General features: G+C 58.5%; 17 protein-coding genes. 6 read left to right on the top strand and 11 right to left on the bottom strand.

The genetic code is table 11. From position 1 onward, the window contains the following. Positions 1 to 149: 149 nt before the first annotated feature. From ACOYXE_RS24835 to tkt, 8 genes are all read right to left on the bottom strand, one after another. Positions 150 to 1,433: a type II toxin-antitoxin system HipA family toxin gene (locus tag ACOYXE_RS24835; RefSeq protein ID WP_460926776.1), complete on the bottom strand. Its 1,284-nt coding sequence runs from the start codon at positions 1,431 to 1,433 to the stop codon at positions 150 to 152. After that, positions 1,426 to 1,716, bottom strand: coding sequence for a helix-turn-helix transcriptional regulator (locus ACOYXE_RS24830; RefSeq protein WP_238785176.1), 291 nt, complete (start codon positions 1,714 to 1,716; stop codon positions 1,426 to 1,428). The genes ACOYXE_RS24835 and ACOYXE_RS24830 overlap by 8 nt, the downstream gene beginning before the upstream one ends. Before the next feature lie 121 nt (positions 1,717 to 1,837). After that, positions 1,838 to 2,902 (bottom strand): class II fructose-bisphosphate aldolase, encoded by a 1,065-nt coding sequence (gene fba / locus ACOYXE_RS24825; RefSeq protein WP_008081027.1) that lies wholly within the window; start codon positions 2,900 to 2,902, stop codon positions 1,838 to 1,840. 252 nt (positions 2,903 to 3,154) lie between these two features. Then, entirely contained in the window at positions 3,155 to 3,487 is a 333-nt protein-coding gene (locus ACOYXE_RS24820; RefSeq protein WP_405122730.1) for an MliC family protein, read from the bottom strand. 57 nt (positions 3,488 to 3,544) lie between these two features. Beyond that, complete coding sequence (locus tag ACOYXE_RS24815) at positions 3,545 to 3,766, bottom strand: hypothetical protein (protein ID WP_150749724.1); 222 nt, start codon at positions 3,764 to 3,766, stop codon at positions 3,545 to 3,547. A 34-nt stretch (positions 3,767 to 3,800) separates the two neighbouring features. Next, a complete protein-coding gene (locus ACOYXE_RS24810) occupies positions 3,801 to 4,964 on the bottom strand; it encodes a phosphoglycerate kinase (protein WP_405122729.1) in 1,164 nt (387 codons plus the stop codon). A 12-nt stretch (positions 4,965 to 4,976) separates the two neighbouring features. After that, positions 4,977 to 6,029: an erythrose-4-phosphate dehydrogenase gene (gene epd, locus ACOYXE_RS24805; protein WP_095121452.1), complete on the bottom strand. Its 1,053-nt coding sequence runs from the start codon at positions 6,027 to 6,029 to the stop codon at positions 4,977 to 4,979. Between the two features lie 152 nt (positions 6,030 to 6,181). Further along, positions 6,182 to 8,179, bottom strand: a complete 1,998-nt coding sequence (tkt, locus tag ACOYXE_RS24800; RefSeq protein WP_160059731.1) for a transketolase — start codon at positions 8,177 to 8,179, stop codon at positions 6,182 to 6,184. Between the two features lie 258 nt (positions 8,180 to 8,437). Between tkt and ACOYXE_RS24795 the strand changes: the two genes are divergently transcribed. From ACOYXE_RS24795 to ACOYXE_RS24780, 4 genes are all read left to right on the top strand, one after another. Continuing rightward, a complete protein-coding gene (locus ACOYXE_RS24795) occupies positions 8,438 to 9,433 on the top strand; it encodes an ArsR/SmtB family transcription factor (RefSeq protein ID WP_460926775.1) in 996 nt (331 codons plus the stop codon). Positions 9,434 to 9,451: 18 nt separating this feature from the next. Beyond that, positions 9,452 to 10,642: a methionine adenosyltransferase gene (gene metK, locus ACOYXE_RS24790; protein WP_016987231.1), complete on the top strand. Its 1,191-nt coding sequence runs from the start codon at positions 9,452 to 9,454 to the stop codon at positions 10,640 to 10,642. Positions 10,643 to 10,887: 245 nt separating this feature from the next. Further along, positions 10,888 to 12,564 carry an NAD-dependent DNA ligase LigB gene (ligB, locus tag ACOYXE_RS24785; RefSeq protein WP_460926774.1) on the top strand — a complete coding sequence of 559 codons (1,677 nt, stop codon included), beginning with the start codon at positions 10,888 to 10,890 and terminating at the stop codon, positions 12,562 to 12,564. Between the two features lie 97 nt (positions 12,565 to 12,661). Further along, positions 12,662 to 13,057 carry a DUF1090 domain-containing protein gene (locus tag ACOYXE_RS24780; protein WP_160059733.1) on the top strand — a complete coding sequence of 132 codons (396 nt, stop codon included), beginning with the start codon at positions 12,662 to 12,664 and terminating at the stop codon, positions 13,055 to 13,057. A gap of 78 nt (positions 13,058 to 13,135) precedes the next feature. Here the strand turns inward: ACOYXE_RS24780 and ACOYXE_RS24775 are convergent, their stop codons facing one another. After that, complete coding sequence (locus ACOYXE_RS24775) at positions 13,136 to 13,585, bottom strand: c-type cytochrome (protein WP_016987228.1); 450 nt, start codon at positions 13,583 to 13,585, stop codon at positions 13,136 to 13,138. Positions 13,586 to 13,713: 128 nt separating this feature from the next. Here ACOYXE_RS24775 and mltA point away from each other — a divergent pair, with 128 nt between their 5' ends. Together mltA and ACOYXE_RS24765 are read left to right on the top strand one after the other, a co-directional pair. Beyond that, positions 13,714 to 14,886 carry a murein transglycosylase A gene (gene mltA, locus ACOYXE_RS24770; protein WP_460926773.1) on the top strand — a complete coding sequence of 391 codons (1,173 nt, stop codon included), beginning with the start codon at positions 13,714 to 13,716 and terminating at the stop codon, positions 14,884 to 14,886. A 301-nt stretch (positions 14,887 to 15,187) separates the two neighbouring features. Beyond that, positions 15,188 to 16,183, top strand: a complete 996-nt coding sequence (locus ACOYXE_RS24765) for an IS110 family RNA-guided transposase (protein WP_460926376.1) — start codon at positions 15,188 to 15,190, stop codon at positions 16,181 to 16,183. A 79-nt stretch (positions 16,184 to 16,262) separates the two neighbouring features. Here ACOYXE_RS24765 and ACOYXE_RS24760 read toward each other — a convergent pair whose 3' ends face one another. Together ACOYXE_RS24760 and ACOYXE_RS24755 are read right to left on the bottom strand one after the other, a co-directional pair. After that, the gene (locus ACOYXE_RS24760) at positions 16,263 to 16,646 is read right to left on the bottom strand and encodes an MAPEG family protein (RefSeq protein WP_077574861.1); all 384 of its coding nucleotides are present in this window, start codon (positions 16,644 to 16,646) and stop codon (positions 16,263 to 16,265) included. Between the two features lie 39 nt (positions 16,647 to 16,685). Continuing rightward, the gene (locus tag ACOYXE_RS24755; RefSeq protein ID WP_160059736.1) at positions 16,686 to 17,519 is read right to left on the bottom strand and encodes an EamA family transporter; all 834 of its coding nucleotides are present in this window, start codon (positions 17,517 to 17,519) and stop codon (positions 16,686 to 16,688) included. Positions 17,520 to 17,580: the final 61 nt, after the last annotated feature.

Raw genomic sequence — 17,580 nt, 5'->3', positions numbered from 1 at the left:
TTAACCAACTGTAAAAAACCGCCTTTCAGGCGGTTTTTTATTTATGCAGTTAAAAAACAGCCCGAGCTGAAGCCAAATGTTCGACTCCCCTCCAATAAAACTGAAATATAGAACGCCGCCACCTGATGAGCACCCGATCCTGGCAAACTTCACTTCGAGCGTTTCTTCCTCGCATCCAATACAGGCTTAAGCTTCAACCCCGATCCAACCGAATTATTCAAGGCAACTGTACGCCCGGCATCCCATTCGCGTTGCATCCCCACAAACAATTCAGTATCCACTCGCGACCGATGAGCAGTCAGTGCCTGACTCATTGCCTCAGCTATCCGGTCGATGATCAATGCCGGCCTATCAACCGCGCAGTGTTTGCGACCGAACTCGATCAGTTGCTGGCGATCGGGATAGTCTTTGGTTTTATTCATTTTGATTGCCAGGGTCCGGCCAACCAGTGACCGCCCGGACTTCGGGTTGTAGTTTTCATAGACCGTGGTGGTCGTAACATCGTAAATCGGGGCTAACTGCACGGTTTCTGGAGCCGCGGGCTGCGTGTATATCACGCCGAAGTTCTTCAAATGTGCATCGCCATTGCGCACCATCACCGAAAGGCAGACTGACGAAAAGTATCGCTCCAGCTCTCGTATCGGTTCGGCATGGCGACATACCTGGCGGATGACAGCCGCGAGGATTTCATAGCTCTGCGAATACTTGTAATTGTCGTGAGGATCTTTGTTCAGACCCAACAGTACCGCCATGTCTTCGAAGCCGAGCCGGCCGGACGCCGTCAGGTCAAACCGCTCCATGACAAACAGCTCGCCGCTCTCGGAAAGCCAGAACGGTGGCGTTTCCAATCCTGCCAGCCTCGCCGCCTCCAGACACAGAAACTCGTTCTGGGCCAAGTGCTCATACTCCTCGGCTCCTGATTTAACGATGAGATCGGAACTGAGCATGGTTTTTCGGCCGCCAGTGAGCTTGTCCAGGTCAGGCACCAGTACCTTGGGCTGCACTCCGGAAATACCCGACTCAAAGTAGGTTTCAACCAGAAAGTTGAAAACACCCTGAGAGGCGTCGGCAGACAGAATGTCTTGTAAACCGACTTGGGCATGCACGGCGCTAGGTGGCTCAGTCGGATTCTCATAGGTGAGGCGACCAATCTGATTGCCGCCAATGACCGAAAGCAGGCGCATTTCATCGACCTGCATATGCTTGGCCATCCGACGTTTGATCTGATCGGCCAGAAAACCTTCCGGCACATTCATATCGAAGATCGGGTGCAGCACATTGCTCACCGCGGGCGTCGGGTCATAGGGCATGACCAACGAGACTTCTCGAGACGCTTCTGCCGCCTGGTAGGCAAACGAGAACTGCGAACCTTTGGACAGCTCACCCGCGCAGCCTTGCGGCGTCATGACGTTGAGTCGTTTGACCTTACTCATCATGCTCTACCAGATCGGCAAGCGACTTGAGATCGATTCGGTTGTCGACAATTTCGAGCGCCATGCCCAACGCGGCAATCACCCGGAACACAGTATAAAAAGCGACGTTTTCACCGGCCTCAAGATCGATGATGGTCTTGCGACTGCATTTAGCCTTGTGCGCTAGTATTAGCTGACTGTAGCCCTTGGCTTTTCGCAGCTGACGAATGCGTTCGGCGAAAATCGCAGGATTATTCAGGATCAAAATGTCACCTATATGGGACTTTAAGCTGATAAAAATCATTAAAGTTCACTATAGGTGACATTTCAAGTGCGGATTTCCAAGTATCGCTACCAAAAATTTCACCCACAAAAAAACCCGCCTCACCGGCGGGTTTCTTATCGAAGCAGTTTAACGCTCAGGCTTAGTTAACCTTAGCGTTCAACTCCCCCTTCAGATAACGCTGGTACATCGCTTCCAGCGAGATCGGTTTGATCTTCGAAGCATTACCGGCAGTACCAAACGCTTCATAACGAGCGATACACACATCACGCATCGCCGTCACAGTCGCGCCGAAGAATTTACGCGGGTCGAATTCGCTCGGGTTGGTGGCCATCAGGCGACGCATCGCACCGGTGGATGCCAGGCGCAGGTCGGTGTCGATGTTGACCTTGCGCACGCCGTGCTTGATGCCTTCGACGATTTCTTCAACCGGTACGCCGTAGGTTTCTTTGATGTCGCCGCCGTACTGGTTGATGATCGCCAGCCACTCTTGTGGCACCGAGGACGAACCGTGCATCACCAGGTGGGTGTTCGGGATGCGCTTGTGGATTTCCTTGATGCGGTCGATCGCCAGCACGTCGCCGGTAGGTGGCTTGGTGAACTTGTAGGCGCCGTGGCTGGTGCCGATGGCGATGGCCAGGGCATCGACCTGAGTGCGTTTGACGAAGTCAGCGGCTTCTTCCGGGTCGGTCAGCATTTGGCTGTGATCCAGAACGCCTTCGGCGCCGATGCCGTCTTCTTCACCGGCCATGCCGGTTTCCAGCGAACCCAGGCAGCCCAGCTCGCCTTCTACCGAAACGCCGCAGGCGTGCGCCATGGCCACGGTTTGTTGGGTAACACGGACGTTGTAGTCGTAGTCGGTCGGGGTCTTGCCGTCTTCGCCCAGCGAGCCGTCCATCATTACCGAGCTGAAGCCCAGTTGGATCGAGCGCTGGCAGACGTCAGGGCTGGTGCCGTGATCCTGGTGCATGCACACCGGGATGTGCGGGAATTCTTCGATCGCGGCCAGGATCAGGTGACGCAGGAATGGCGCGCCGGCGTATTTGCGAGCGCCGGCCGAAGCCTGGACGATCACCGGGGAGTCAGTCTTGTCAGCGGCTTCCATGATGGCGCGCATCTGCTCAAGGTTGTTGACGTTGAAAGCTGGAACGCCGTAGCCGAATTCGGCTGCGTGGTCCAACATCTGGCGCATGCTGATAAGTGCCATTGTGTGTGTCTCTCCCGGTTGAGGGTCGTTAATCGTGCCAGCCTGCCGGAGCGGCGGCGGCTATTCAAGTGATTGCAGATCGGGGGTTGAGGCCCGGTCTGGTGATTCGATAAAGCCAATTCTTCAGAACTGCGCAGAACCCCTGTAGGAGTGAGCCTGCTCGCGATAGCAATCTTTCAGTCAATATTGCAGCGACTGTCAGGCCGCTATCGCGAGCAGGCTCACTCCTACAATGGGCCTGCGGTGTTGCAATTATTCAGCCTTGCAGCCGCGGCCGATCAGGTCATTGGTGGCGACCCAGTACACCAGGCCTTCCTCTCCCTTGACGTGAAACGCCAGCATGCCGTCGCTGTACAGCGTGCCCGAGGCGCCTGGCTCTTCTTTCAGGCGATAGACCTGATCACCGCCACCCAGTCGAACGTCGACTTCCTTCTGGCCGGCATCGACGTAGCGCCACAGCACTTTGGCCTGGCTGTCGCAGGTCCAGGTGGTCCAGTTGTCCGCCGGAGTAGACGACTGAAACAGGTTCAACTGCGCGCAACCGCCCAACAATGCCAACGCCGCAATGGCGATCAAGCCTTTCATCCGTGTTCCTCGACTGACGGCACACGCCGCCAGCCCTGAGTTAAAGAGTCAGACCCGTCAAGGACAACCATGTTCCTTGGCCGGGGTTTGCGTCTCGTATTTGTCCAGACCGTCCGGCCCCGAGCGCTTGTTCAGCACCGGGTTGGTTTCGGCCTGCCAGTCGGCCTGATAACAGCCCTTCTGCGACTCGCTCGGCGCCGGCGTGGCTTCGGCCTTCGGGTTACTCCCGCAGGCCACCAGCGTACCGGTCAGCAACAACAGCGCTAACGACTTGACCATGTAAACACTCCTTTGCCTGGCCAAACGGGCGGCCTCAGGCCTTGGCCCGGCTTTCCAGGACTTCAACGGCTGGCAGCACTTTGCCTTCGACGAATTCGAGGAACGCGCCGCCACCGGTGGAAATGTAGGAGATTTGCTCAGCCACGCCATATTTATCGATCGCAGCCAGAGTGTCGCCACCGCCGGCAATCGAGAACGCAGCGCTGTCGGCAATGGCCTGAGCCAGCACTTTGGTGCCGTTGCCGAACTGGTCGAACTCGAACACGCCGACCGGGCCGTTCCACAGAATGGTTTTCGACGATTTCAGCAGTTCGGCGAAGTTGGCCGCGGTTTGCGGGCCGATGTCCAGAATCATGTCGTCAGCCGCGACGTCAGCGATCAGCTTGACGGTGGCTTCTGCGCTTTCGGCGAATTCTTTGGCAACCACTACGTCAACCGGCAGCGGCACGCTGACTTTCGCAGCGATGGCGCGTGCGGTGTCGAGCAGGTCCGGCTCGTACAGCGACTTGCCGACCGGGTGACCAGCAGCAGCGAGGAAGGTGTTGGCGATGCCGCCGCCGACGATCAATTGGTTGCAGATCTGGCTCAGGCTGTTCAGCACGTCGAGTTTGGTCGAGACCTTGGAGCCGGCAACAATGGCCGCCATTGGCTGAGCCGGTGCGCCAAGGGCTTTGCCCAGTGCGTCCAGTTCAGCGGCCAGCAGTGGGCCAGCGGCGGCGACTTTGGCGAACTTGGCCACGCCGTGGGTCGAACCTTCGGCGCGGTGAGCGGTGCCGAAAGCGTCCATCACGAACACGTCGCACAGGGCCGCGTATTGCTGGGCCAGTTCGTCAGCGTTCTTTTTCTCGCCCTTGTTGAAGCGCACGTTTTCGAACAGCACGATGTCGCCAGCCTTGACGTCCACGCCGCCCAGGTAATCAGCCACCAGTGGCACTTCACGGCCCAGCGCCTTGCTCAGGTAGTCAGCAACAGGCTTGAGGCTGTTCTCGGCGGAGAACTCGCCTTCGGTCGGCCGGCCAAGGTGCGAGCAGACCATCACGGCCGCGCCTTTTTCCAGGGCCAGCTTGATGGTCGGCAGCGAAGCCAGGATACGCGCATCGCTGGTGACAACACCGTCCTTGACTGGGACGTTGAGGTCTTCGCGGATCAATACGCGCTTACCTTGCAGATCGAGGTCGGACATCTTCAACACGGTCATGGGTCGCACTTCCTACGGTTTTTTTGAAGTTGCTGTTTGCAGATAGTGTTCTGCAACGTCCAGCATTCGGTTGGCAAAACCCCATTCGTTGTCGAACCAGGCCAGGATGTTCACCAGCTTGGGGCCGGAAACACGGGTCTGACTGGCATCGACGATGGCCGAATGTGGGTCATGGTTGAAATCACAGCTGGCGTGCGGCAACTCGGTGTAAGCCAGCAGACCTTTGAGCGGGCCATTGGTGGCGGCTTCGCGCAGGATCCGGTTGACCTCATTGGCGTCAGTCGCGGTGGCGGTCTGCATCGTGATGTCGAGGCAGGACACGTTGACCGTCGGCACGCGTACGGCTTTGGCCTGAATTCGCCCGGCAAGTTCCGGCAGCAGACGCTCGATACCGCGCGCCAGACCAGTGGACACCGGGATCACCGACTGGAACGCCGAACGGGTGCGGCGCAGGTCTTCGTGGTGATAAGCGTCGATCACCGGCTGATCGTTCATCGCCGAGTGAATGGTGGTGATCGACACGTAATCGAGGCCGATCGCCTTGTCGAGCAAGCGCAACAGCGGCACGCCGCAATTGGTCGTACAGGAGGCGTTGGACACCAACAGTTCGTCGCCGGTCAGGCAATCCTGATTGACGCCATAAACGATGGTGGCGTCGACATCCGCCTCGCTGGCCATCGGCTGCGAGAACAACACGCGTGGCGCGCCGGCGTCGAGAAAGCGCTGGCCGTCTTCACGGGTGTTGTAGGCACCGGAGCATTCCAGCACCAGATCGACGCCCAGCGACGCCCAATCGATGCCTTCGGGAGTAGCACTGCGCAGGACCTTCACGCAGTCGCCATTAATATGCAGACAATCGCCTTCTACTCGCACTTCGCCCGGAAAACGGCCGTGGGTGGAGTCAAAGCGTGTCAGGTATTCGATGCTGGCCATGTCCGCCAGATCGTTGATCGCGACAATTTCAAACCCGGCTTTCTCGCCTCGCTCAAACAACGCACGCAAGACGCAACGACCAATCCGGCCGTAGCCGTTGAGTGCAACTTTGTAGGGACGCGGTTGAGGCATGGGGTTCTCGATTACCGTGGTGAATCAGAAAGCTCTTTATTGTCTGAACCGACGCTATCGCGAGCAGGCTCACTCCTACACGGGCAACGTAAAACCCTGTAGGAGTGAGCCTGCTCGCGATGGCGTCAGCCCGGACAACACAACTGTCTGACTTAGTCTTCCAGCAGCTCTTCCGCCTGACCCAGGATGTTTTCCAGGGTGAAGCCGAACTCTTCGAACAGTGCCGAAGCCGGAGCCGATTCGCCGTAAGTGGTCATGCCGATCACGCGACCTTCCAGACCCACGTACTTGAACCAGAAGTCGGCGTGAGCCGCTTCGATCGCGATACGCGCGCTGACCTGCAACGGTAGTACCGCCTGCTTGTAGCCCGCGTCCTGAGCATCGAACACGCTGGTGCAAGGCATGGAAACCACACGCACCTTGCGGCCCTGCTCGGTCAGTTTGTCGTAAGCCTGAACCGCCAGACCCACTTCCGAACCGGTCGAAATCAGGATCAGCTCAGGCTCGCCTGCGCAGTCCTTCAGCACGTAACCGCCACGGCTGATATCGGCAATCTGGCCGGCATCACGTTCCTGGTGCTGCAGGTTCTGACGCGAGAAAATCAGCGCCGAAGGGCCGTCCTTACGCTCCAGAGCGTTTTTCCACGCCACGGCCGATTCAACGGCATCGGCTGGACGCCAGGTGTCGAGGTTCGGTGTGGTACGCAGGCTGGTCAGCTGTTCGATCGGCTGGTGAGTCGGGCCGTCTTCGCCCAGACCGATGGAGTCGTGGGTGTAGACGTGGATCACTTGCTTCTTCATCAGCGCCGACATGCGTACGGCGTTGCGCGCATATTCCATGAACATCAGGAAGGTCGCGCCGTAAGGCACCAGGCCGCCGTGCAGGGTCACGCCGTTCATGATCGCGGTCATGCCGAATTCGCGCACGCCGTAGTACATGTAGTTGCCGCTGGCATCTTCAGCGCTGACACCTTTGCAACCTTTCCACAGGGTCAGGTTGGAACCGGCCAGGTCAGCCGAACCGCCGAGCAGTTCCGGCAGCAGCGGGCCGAACGCGTTCAGGGTGTTCTGGCTGGCTTTACGGCTGGCGATGGTTTCGCCTTTGGCCGCAACTTCAGCGATGTAAGCCGAAGCTTTTTCCGAGAAGTCAGCTGGCAGCTCACCGCTCAGACGACGCACCAGTTCGTTGGCTTCGGTCGGGAATGCAGCGGAGTAGGCAGCGAAACGCTGATCCCACTCGGCTTCGGCCGCGCGACCTTTTTCCTTGGCATCCCACTCGGCATAGATATCGGCCGGGATTTCGAACGGGCCGTGGTTCCAGTTCAGCGCCTGACGGGTCAGCGCGATTTCCGCGTCGCCCAGTGGAGCGCCGTGGCAGTCTTCTTTGCCCTGCTTGTTCGGCGAGCCGAAACCGATGGTGGTCTTGCAGCAGATCAGGGTCGGCAGCGGGCTCTTGCGCGCGGTTTCGATGGCAGTCTTGATCTCTTCCGGATCGTGACCGTCAACGTTGCGGATCACCTGCCAGTTGTAGGCTTCGAAACGCTTCGGGGTGTCATCGGTGAACCAGCCTTCGACTTCGCCGTCGATGGAGATGCCATTGTCATCGTAGAACGCGATCAGCTTGCCCAGGCCCAAAGTGCCGGCCAGCGAAGCGACTTCGTGGGAAATGCCTTCCATCATGCAGCCATCACCCAGGAACACGTAGGTGTGGTGGTCGACGATGTCGTGGCCTGGACGGTTGAACTGCGCGCCCAGTACTTTTTCAGCCAAGGCGAAACCGACGGCGTTGGCCAGACCCTGACCCAGCGGGCCGGTGGTGGTTTCAACACCCGGGGTGTAACCGAATTCCGGGTGGCCCGGGGTGCGGCTGTGCAGTTGACGGAATTGCTTGAGGTCGTCGATCGACAGGTCATAACCGGTCAGGTGCAACAGCGAGTAGATCAACATCGAGCCGTGGCCGTTGGACAGCACGAAGCGGTCACGGTCGGCGAACGATGGATTGCTCGGGTTGTGCTTGAGGTAGTCGCGCCAAAGCACTTCGGCGATATCTGCCATACCCATAGGGGCACCGGGATGGCCGCTGTTGGCTTTTTGCACGGCATCCATGCTGAGGGCACGAATGGCGTTGGCACGCTCACGACGGCTAGGCATCGCTGATCTCCTGGGTTCTGGTAAGTCGAAACGGAAAAAAGGAGGGCATTTTCCCTCACCGGGGCGCCTCGGGGCAATGACAGATAGTCATCGGGGGGCGTTTTTCCAATGGATAGCGGCGCTTTCTGTTGGTGAAACCTTTCCGCTACTCGTTTGTAGAGTTAACCGGTTGGAGAGAAGTGCCATTTATCGAGCAATATCAAAACTTTTTGATATTGGCCTTGCGATGAATTCCCCCCGTCTCTAGACTGCGGCCCTATGAATTTACGCGTGCCTTCCATTCGCCATGACGATTGCGACGAGCTGGCGGCCCTGTGCAAGGCCGGCGGCGATCCGTTGCGGCTGAATGTCTTGCGCGCGCTGGCCAACGATTCGTTCGGTGTTCTGGAGTTGGCGCAGATTTTCGGCATTGGCCAGTCCGGCATGAGTCATCACCTCAAGGTACTGGCACAAGCCGACCTGGTGGCGACCCGCCGTGAAGGCAACGCTATTTTCTATCGCCGCGCCCTGCCCCACAGCGAACTGCTCGGCGGCAAGTTGCACGCGGCATTGTTAGAAGAAGTCGACAATCTGGATCTGCCCGACGATGTGCAAGCGCGCATCGAGCAGGTTCACGGCCAACGTGCCGCCGCCAGCCAGGACTTTTTCGCCCGGGTGGCGGAGAAATTCCGTGCCCAGCAAGACTTGATCGCAGGCCTGCCGCAGTACCGTGACAGTGTGCTGGCCCTGCTCGACAAACTGAACTTCAATGGTGCAGCCACGGCCATTGAAGTCGGCCCCGGCGATGGTGCTTTTCTGCCGGAGCTGGCCCGTCGCTTCGGCACCGTAACCGCGCTGGACAACAGCCCGGCGATGCTCGAACTGGCGCGTCAGGTATGTGAACGTGAACAGCTGGCTAACGTCAGCCTGCAATTGGCCGATGCATTGAACGGTACAAGCCTTCAGGCCGATTGTGTGGTGTTGAACATGGTGTTGCACCATTTCGCCGCGCCGGCCGATGCGCTCAAGCACATGGCCGACCTGCTGCAACCGGGCGGTAGTCTGCTCGTGACAGAGTTATGTAGCCACAACCAGAGTTGGGCCAGGGAGGCCTGCGGTGATCTGTGGTTGGGGTTTGAACAGGACGATTTGGCCCGTTGGGCCACCGCTGCGGGACTCGTTCCCGGGGAAAGCCTCTATGTAGGCTTACGTAATGGTTTCCAGATCCAGGTCCGCCACTTTCAGCGACCGACTGGCGACACTCACCATCGGTAAATTCAGGAAAACATCGAGATGAGCGAATACTCCCTCTTCACCTCCGAGTCCGTGTCCGAAGGGCATCCGGACAAAATCGCCGACCAGATTTCCGATGCGGTGCTGGACGCCATCATTACCCAGGACAAACACGCACGCGTTGCCGTGGAAACCCTGGTCAAGACTGGCGTGGCAATCGTTGCCGGTGAAGTGACCACCAGCGCCTGGGTCGATCTGGAAGAGATCGTGCGTAACGTGATTCTCGACATCGGCTATAACAGCTCCGACGTCGGCTTCGACGGCGCGACCTGCGGCGTGATGAACATCATCGGCAAGCAGTCCCCAGACATCAACCAGGGTGTTGACCGTGCCAAGCCTGAAGATCAGGGCGCCGGCGACCAGGGCCTGATGTTCGGCTACGCCAGCAACGAAACCGACGTTTTGATGCCAGCACCGATTACCTTCTCGCACCAGTTGGTACAGCGCCAGGCCGAAGCCCGTAAATCGGGTCTGCTGCCTTGGCTGCGTCCAGACGCCAAGTCGCAAGTGACTTGCCGTTACGAAGGCGGCAAGGTTGTCGGTATCGACGCTGTTGTTCTGTCGACCCAGCACAACCCTGAAGTGTCGTACAAAGACCTGCGCGAAGGCGTGATGGAGCTGATCGTCAAGCACGTGCTGCCTGCCGAACTGCTGAGCAAAGACACCCAGTTCCACATCAACCCGACCGGCCAGTTCATCATTGGCGGCCCGGTAGGTGACTGCGGCCTGACCGGTCGCAAAATCATCGTCGACAGCTACGGCGGCATGGCCCGTCACGGCGGCGGCGCGTTCTCCGGTAAGGATCCATCGAAGGTTGACCGTTCGGCTGCCTACGCTGGCCGTTATGTTGCCAAGAACATCGTCGCGGCCGGCCTGGCCGAGCGTTGCGAGATTCAGGTTTCCTACGCGATCGGCGTGGCTCAGCCAACTTCGATCTCGCTGAACACCTTCGGCACCGGCAAGATCAGCGATGACAAGATCGTCAAACTGGTCCGTGAAGTGTTCGACCTGCGTCCATACGCAATCACCACCATGCTCGATCTGCTGCACCCGATGTACCAGGAAACTGCAGCGTACGGCCACTTCGGTCGCACGCCAGAGACCAAGACTGTTGGCGAAGACACTTTCACCACCTTCACCTGGGAAAAAACCGATCGCGCCGACGCCCTGCGTTCTGCTGCTGGCCTGTAAGCCTCCCCGGCGGTACAAAAAGCCCCGCACGGCTCACGCCCTGCGGGGCTTTTTCATGCCTCGAAAAGAGCAAAAGATCGCAGCCTTCGGCAGCTCCTACAAGTGAAACGCACGCCTCCTGTAGGAGCTGCCGAAGGCCGCGATCTTTTGATCTTCATAACTGAAACACGATGCAAAACACCCAGCCGTTGCTGCTCTGAATCCTGACTAATCTTCAAGCATTCCCCTGAGCAAGGACGCTCAACATGCTTGCCACGCTGCGCCTTTTTTCAATTCTTCTGCTGAGCTTCACCCACCTGATCGCTTACGCCGCTTGCCCTGACTGGCCTGTCCGCACCGCGCAAAACGAAATCGCCACCCTGCAAAAAAAGATCAACCAATGGGACGACGCCTATCACCGCGAAGGTCGTTCACTGATTGCCGATGAGCTCTACGACCAATCCCTTGCGCAACTGAACGAGTGGCGAGCGTGCTTCAAACTCCCCTCTCCACCCGCCCCCTTACGCACAGCCTCAGGTTCGATCGCCCACCCCATCGCCCATACCGGCCTGGATAAACTGCATAAAGCCGAGGCGGTGGAAACGTGGCTACGCGATCGCAAGGATGTCTGGGTACAACCCAAAGTCGACGGCGTTGCGGTGACGCTGATTTATCGCGCAGGCGTTCTGCATCAGGCCATCAGTCGCGGTGATGGGGTTCGTGGCCAGGACTGGACGCCATCAGCGCAGAAGATCGGCGCCATTCCTCAACGCCTGACACAACCGCTGGATCTGCTGGTGCAGGGCGAACTCTACTGGCGCTTGAACGAGCACGTGCAAGCGCGATCCGGCAGCGTTAACGCCCGTTCCACCGTCGCGGGCCTGATGGGACGGAAAACCCTGGATGCCGAGCAAGCCTCCGGCATCGGACTGTTCGTCTGGGACTGGCCACAAGGCCCAGCGCAATTGCCCGAGCGAGTCGCCACGTTGGCGACGCTGGGTTTCGCCACGATTGAACCGTACAGTCATCTTGTCCCCGACTTTACTGCCGCACAGAAATGGCGCGATCACTGGTATCGCTCGCCCCTGCCGTTTGCCACTGATGGCGTGGTATTGCGCCAGAGTCAGCGCCCACCCGCAGAACGTTGGCAGGCGCGCGCTCCATTTTGGGCAGTTGCTTGGAAGTATCCCTTTGCTCAAGCGCTGGCCGAAGTGCGCAAGGTCAACTTCAAGATCGGGCGCACCGGGCGTATCACGCCAGTACTCGAACTCAAACCCGTCATGCTCGATGACCGGGAGATCAAACGGGTTAGCGCCAGTTCCTTCAAACGCTGGCAAGACCTGGATATCCGCCCCGGTGATCAAGTGGCAATCAGCCTCGCCGGCCTGACCATTCCACGACTTGACAGTGTTGTGCTGCAAGCCGCCGAACGCACAGACCTCAACATCCCCAACGCCGACGACTTCCACAGCTTGAGCTGCTGGCAACCCACCACCGGCTGCGAAAGCCAGTTTCTCGCCCGCTTGACCTGGCTCAGTGGCAAGCAGGGGCTGGCGATGCAGCATGTCGGACGCGGCACTTGGGAGAAACTTCTGGAAACACGCCGCGTGAACAACCTGCTCGATTGGTTGACCCTCGACGCGCCAGAGCTTGCTAACATTGCCGGCTTCGGCGAGCGCAGCAGCCAACGCCTGATGAACAGCTTTCACAGCGCTCGCCTGCAGCCGTTCGCCCAGTGGCTCAAGGCCTTGGGCTTGCCGCCAACCGGTCAGGCACAACTGCCTGACTCATGGCAGGCGCTGGCACAACGTGACACCGAACAATGGCAGGCCGAAGCCGGTATCGGCCCGGGACGTGCGGCGCAACTGAGCGCATTCTTTCGCGATCCGCAGGTACTGGCTTTGAGCGAAACCTTACATGCCGCCGGAATCGACGGTTTCTGACCACGCAATCCCGGCGCGCCGGGAACCCATCGGCCACTGAGGCGCTCCAACAGCGCAGTGCCCGACCGACCCGATTGCCTATGCACATGGAGCTTTTATGAAATTTCTCGCACCGCTCGCCATGCTGACCCTTTGCGGCGTAATGGCCGCCCCCGTCATGGCCGAAGAAGACGCCCCGGGCCTGACCGGTTGCGCCGCCAAGAAGCAGGGCATCATGAATCAGATCGAACAAGCCAAGTCGCGCGGCAACACCGATCAACAGGCCGGCCTGCAAACGGCGCTGGATGAGGTTACAAAAAACTGCACCGACGCGGGTCTGAAGAAAGAACGCGAAAACAAGGTGCTCGAAGCCAAGCACGAAGTGAGCAAGCGTCAGGCTGATCTCGACAAGGCCATGAAAAAAGGCGATCCGGAGAAGATCAACAAGCGCAAAGACAAGCTAGCCGAGTCGCGCAAAGAACTGCAGGACGCGCTGGACGAAATCGACAAGTAAAAATCAACAGATCGCAGCCTGCGGCAGCTCCTACCCTGATCAATGCAGGAGCTGCCGCAGGCTGCGATCTTTTAAAGATCAATGATCGCGAAACTGTTTATGGCAAGCGCTGCAGGCATCTTCAACTTTCTGCACCGCAGGCCCGAGATTGCTGGCCTTGTACGGCTGAACCTGACTGGCGATCACCAATTCACCGGTGGCGGCTTCCAGGGTGCGGGCCATTTCCTGAAACTGCGCCTGTTTCTGCCAGACATCATCCTTGGCGCTGGTGTGATCTTCTTCACGAACCTGCGGAAAATGCTTCCACGGTTCATGGGACAACGCATCGAGCTTGACCGCGCCTTCGGCGAACTTCGGTCCGTCGAACGGAATGCGTCCACGCAACATGCCGCCCAGATCTTCGCCGGTCTTAAGCATCTGCTTGAAGATCGCCTTACGTTGGCCCAGCGGGGAATTCGGATCGACGCCGCCACAGGCGGAAAGGGTCAGACAGGCCAGCAATACAACAGAAATGCTTTTAAGAGTCATGGTGGCTTCAGGTCACGGAATTCGGCGGCCAGTATCCTCGCGTCACCGCCAAACACCAATAGCCCTATTAAAAATACGGGTTGCTCGAGCGCATGGAGCACTCGGCCAACCGGCACAGGAATCACTCCATGAACAGCCGCTTCCAGGCCTGGCGTCAACCGCTCATCGCCACCCTTCCACTGCTGGCGATCCTCGCCGGCTGCACCGGTGGCGAAACCGCCAAGCCAAAAACCCACGCGCTGGCTACTTATTCCAGCGCCACCTGGGAAGCCTTGCCGGCGGTATCCGATAGCGATCTGGTCGCCGGTTTCGGTTCGTGGCGCAGCGCCTGCACCCGACTCAAAGCTGATGCGGTCTGGGGCACAACCTGCGCGGCAGCGGCCAATGTTCCGCAGAGCGCCACAGAGATTCGTGCGTTCCTCAAACAGAATCTCGATGTCTACGGCCTGCGCGCTGAAAACGACAACCCCAACGGGTTGATCACCGGCTACTACGAACCGGTCTACCCCGGCAGCCTCACGCCCACCGACACGGCCAATGTGCCGGTGTATGGTGTGCCCGAAGACATGATCATCGTCTCGCTGGAAAGCATTTACCCAGAGCTAAAGGGCAAGCGCCTGCGCGGTCGCCTTGAGGGTCGAGTACTCAAACCTTACGACGACGCAGCCACCATCGAATCCAAAGGTGTGAAAGCCCCGGTGGTTGCCTACCTGACCGACCCGATGAATCTGCAATTTCTACAGATCCAGGGCTCCGGACGCATTCAGACAGAAGACGGCAAACAGCTGCGCATCGCCTACGCAGACCAGAACGGCCATCCGTACCGCCCAATTGGCCGCTGGCTGATCGAGCAAGGCGAGCTGAAGAAAGAAGACGTGACCATGAGCGCGATCAGCAACTGGGCCAAGGCCAATCCGTCGCGCATCCCCGAACTGTTGGGTAGCAACCCGAGCTATGTGTTTTTCACCCGCAACCCGGACAGCAATGAAGGCCCACGCGGTTCGCTGAACGTGCCGCTGACGGCTGGTTACAGCGCAGCGGTGGATCGCAAAGTGATTCCGTTGGGCAGTCTGTTGTGGCTATCAACCACTAAACCGGATGGCACTGCACTGGTGCGCCCGGTGGCAGCGCAGGATACCGGCGGCGCGATTGCCGGTGAGGTTCGTGCAGATCTGTTCTGGGGCACCGGTGATGCGGCCGGGCAACTGGCCGGGGACATGAAGCAGCAGGGGCAGATCTGGATGCTTTGGCCTAAAGGCGCGGCGTTGCCGCAAGTGCCGCAGGTGGCCGACAAACCTTAAAAAGCAAAAGATCGCAGCCTGCGGCAGCTCCTTGTATGTTGCCCTCACACCAGTCAATTGAGATCTAAGCTCGCTGGTGCGGACATACGAAGATGTGTTTCTGGGGGAGACCGATCGCTCCTAAAGGCAGGACTTGCTCCTGACCTTGTCTGTAGAGAGGTCCCCCCGCCTCATTGCCCACCACGAAGAGTATCGAGAAGCCGACAAGTCGGACTTCGCATTACAAGGTTGCAGTGGCATGAAGTTCGAGGTCAGGGGAACCAGGATGCATTTCTAACCCAGTTCACTCGGAGTTGAAAGCATGAGCATGCATGTCGGTTTGGATGTGGGGTCTCGCACGACCGCCATGGGCTGGCGCAACGACGGCCGTTTTGCAGGGGCCTGCAACATCGACCAAACACCCGCCGGGCGCAAAGCAGCGGTCAACAGGTTGCTCGAGCTCAAGCCTTTATCCGTAGTGATGGAGGCCACCGGCATCTATTACCTGGATTTGGCCATGGAGCTCACCGCGGCGGGTTTGCCCGTTTCGGTTATCAACCCGAAGAGCTTTCATAACTTTGCCAAGCTGATGCTGAAAAACAGCAAAACCGATGCGATCGATGCCCAGTTGCTAGCCGAATACGGCGAACGCATGAGCCCAAAATTGTGGACGCCGCCCACGACCATACAGTTGGAACTGCGGGCTATCGGAAGGCATATCAATCGTTTGACGTGTCATCGCACCCGAGCCAAGAACGAGCTGCATGCGCTGAAAGCTACTCAAACAACCGTGAAAATGCTGATTGAAGACGAAGAAGAAGCCATTGAAGCTTTTGACAAGCGAATCGAGCGTTTCAGGCTCGCAGGTCGGGCGCTGATCGACAACTGCCCGACGCTAAGCGCCCAGTTTGGGCACATGATCGCAGCGCCGGGCATGGGCGAAATTTCAGTATTTGCGGCACTGGCTGAATTGACGACCTTGCCAGTGACACTTAAGTCCGCGCAGGTCAGCCGACATGCAGGACTCGATGTGCGGCTTACGCAATCAGGTACCAGCATCGATAAACCTGGGCGGATAAGTAAGGGCGGAAACGCCTACCTACGTTCAGCGATGTACATGCCAGCGCTGACTGCCATACGTTGCGACAGCAACGTGAAAGCCTTTTACGAAGCGTTGATCGGGCGAGGGAAGAGAAAGATGCAGGCTATCGTCGCCGTCATGCGCAAATACCTGACCGGCTTGTGGGCCTGCATGCGAGCCGGCGAAGATTTCAATACGGCCAAGCTTTTTTGCGCAAAAGATCTCGCAAAAGCTTGACCGTGAACAGAGTATCTACAGGAGTACGTATTCCTCTGTAGGAGCTGCCGCAGGCTGCGATCTTTTGATCTTGCTCTTTTTACACCGACACAAAGAAGAACGAAGCAATCAACCCCATCCCCACAAACCACACCAGCGAGCGCAAGATCGCCCAGTCCGCCAGGTAGCAAATGATGTACAGCAGGCGACTGGTAATAAACATCACCGCCAGCACATTGACCGTCACCAACTGCGCGGTTCCCACCAAGTGCGCAACGATCACCGCCGCTGCAAACGCCGGCATCACTTCAAAGCTGTTCAGTTGCGCCGCGTGCGCCCGACGGGCCACACCGTTGAGACTTTCGAGAAAATCACGCGGATCGTGGTTATCACTCAGCCGGTAGCCACCCACGGCTTTCGCCACGCCAGTGCAGACATACGGCAGAAAAATCGCAATCAACACACACCACAGAGCCACCGTCATAACGCCGTCCTTTTTTCGAGTTATAGAATTCGCGGGCCGTTAGAACTTCATCACCAGCATGCCGATCAGCACCAGCCCACAGGCTAAGAGCCGCGGGCGGCCAAAAGGTTCTTTCAAGTAGCGCATGCCGAACAGCACCACCAGAATCACGCTGATCTCACGCAATGCCGCCGCCTCCGCAATCGAGCCCAACTGCATCGCCCACAGCACCAGAGCGTAGCTGGCCAGTACGCAGAAACCCACCGCCAACCCCAGCTTCCATTGCTCACGCCAGAACAGCATGAACGCCGGACGCTTGGCGACCCACGCCAGCAAGGGAAACGGCCAGGCGCTGAGCAGCGTGACCCAGACCAGGTAATCCAGTGGATGCGACCAGCGACGCAGTGCCTGGCCGTCGATGTAGGTGTAGCAACCGATGCACAGGCCGATCAGCGCCACTACCGGCAACATCGACCATGGCAAATGCTTGCCACCGCCGCCCTGCCACAGCAGACAAACCATACCGAACGGGATCAGCATGATGCCGAAGATTTGCTGCGTGGTGAGCACTTCACCGGCGAAGATCAGCGTCAGCGCCAGCACTATCAGCGGCGACAAACCGCGCATCAGTGGATAGACCAACCCGAGATCGCCGACCCGATACGCCTGAATAAGCAGATAGCGATACAGCAATTCAAACGCTGCCGACGCCAGAATCCACGGCCAGATTTCCATGGGCGGCAAGCTCACGAATGGAAACGCGATGGCAACGACCAGCAGCGCCACGGTGTCCATGCACGCCACCACCAGCAGTCGCTCGGCGCTGAACTTGATTAACGTATTCCACGTCGCATGCAACAGCGCCGCCATCAGTACCAACCCTGTCGCCAGCACGTTCCACTCCTTATTGTTGTTAGCGAGCCAATTAGTCAGATTATTGATTCGCGATGTGTCA

The sequence above is a fragment of the Pseudomonas sp. MC6 genome (assembly GCF_054790575.1).
This window is presented reverse-complemented; position numbering and strand designations above follow the sequence as displayed.

Bases quoted from the DNA above. Each gene is read 5' to 3' on its own strand.
- ACOYXE_RS24835 (WP_460926776.1), bottom strand. From the start codon at position 1,433: ATGAGTAAGGTCAAACGACTCAACGTCATGACGCCGCAAGGCTGCGCG.
- ACOYXE_RS24830 (WP_238785176.1), bottom strand. From the start codon at position 1,716: ATGATTTTTATCAGCTTAAAGTCCCATATAGGTGACATTTTGATCCTG.
- fba (WP_008081027.1), bottom strand. From the start codon at position 2,902: ATGGCACTTATCAGCATGCGCCAGATGTTGGACCACGCAGCCGAATTC.
- ACOYXE_RS24820 (WP_405122730.1), bottom strand. From the start codon at position 3,487: ATGAAAGGCTTGATCGCCATTGCGGCGTTGGCATTGTTGGGCGGTTGC.
- ACOYXE_RS24815 (WP_150749724.1), bottom strand. From the start codon at position 3,766: ATGGTCAAGTCGTTAGCGCTGTTGTTGCTGACCGGTACGCTGGTGGCC.
- ACOYXE_RS24810 (WP_405122729.1), bottom strand. From the start codon at position 4,964: ATGACCGTGTTGAAGATGTCCGACCTCGATCTGCAAGGTAAGCGCGTA.
- epd (WP_095121452.1), bottom strand. From the start codon at position 6,029: ATGCCTCAACCGCGTCCCTACAAAGTTGCACTCAACGGCTACGGCCGG.
- tkt (WP_160059731.1), bottom strand. From the start codon at position 8,179: ATGCCTAGCCGTCGTGAGCGTGCCAACGCCATTCGTGCCCTCAGCATG.
- ACOYXE_RS24795 (WP_460926775.1), top strand. From the start codon at position 8,438: ATGAATTTACGCGTGCCTTCCATTCGCCATGACGATTGCGACGAGCTG.
- metK (WP_016987231.1), top strand. From the start codon at position 9,452: ATGAGCGAATACTCCCTCTTCACCTCCGAGTCCGTGTCCGAAGGGCAT.
- ligB (WP_460926774.1), top strand. From the start codon at position 10,888: ATGCTTGCCACGCTGCGCCTTTTTTCAATTCTTCTGCTGAGCTTCACC.
- ACOYXE_RS24780 (WP_160059733.1), top strand. From the start codon at position 12,662: ATGAAATTTCTCGCACCGCTCGCCATGCTGACCCTTTGCGGCGTAATG.
- ACOYXE_RS24775 (WP_016987228.1), bottom strand. From the start codon at position 13,585: ATGACTCTTAAAAGCATTTCTGTTGTATTGCTGGCCTGTCTGACCCTT.
- mltA (WP_460926773.1), top strand. From the start codon at position 13,714: ATGAACAGCCGCTTCCAGGCCTGGCGTCAACCGCTCATCGCCACCCTT.
- ACOYXE_RS24765 (WP_460926376.1), top strand. From the start codon at position 15,188: ATGAGCATGCATGTCGGTTTGGATGTGGGGTCTCGCACGACCGCCATG.
- ACOYXE_RS24760 (WP_077574861.1), bottom strand. From the start codon at position 16,646: ATGACGGTGGCTCTGTGGTGTGTGTTGATTGCGATTTTTCTGCCGTAT.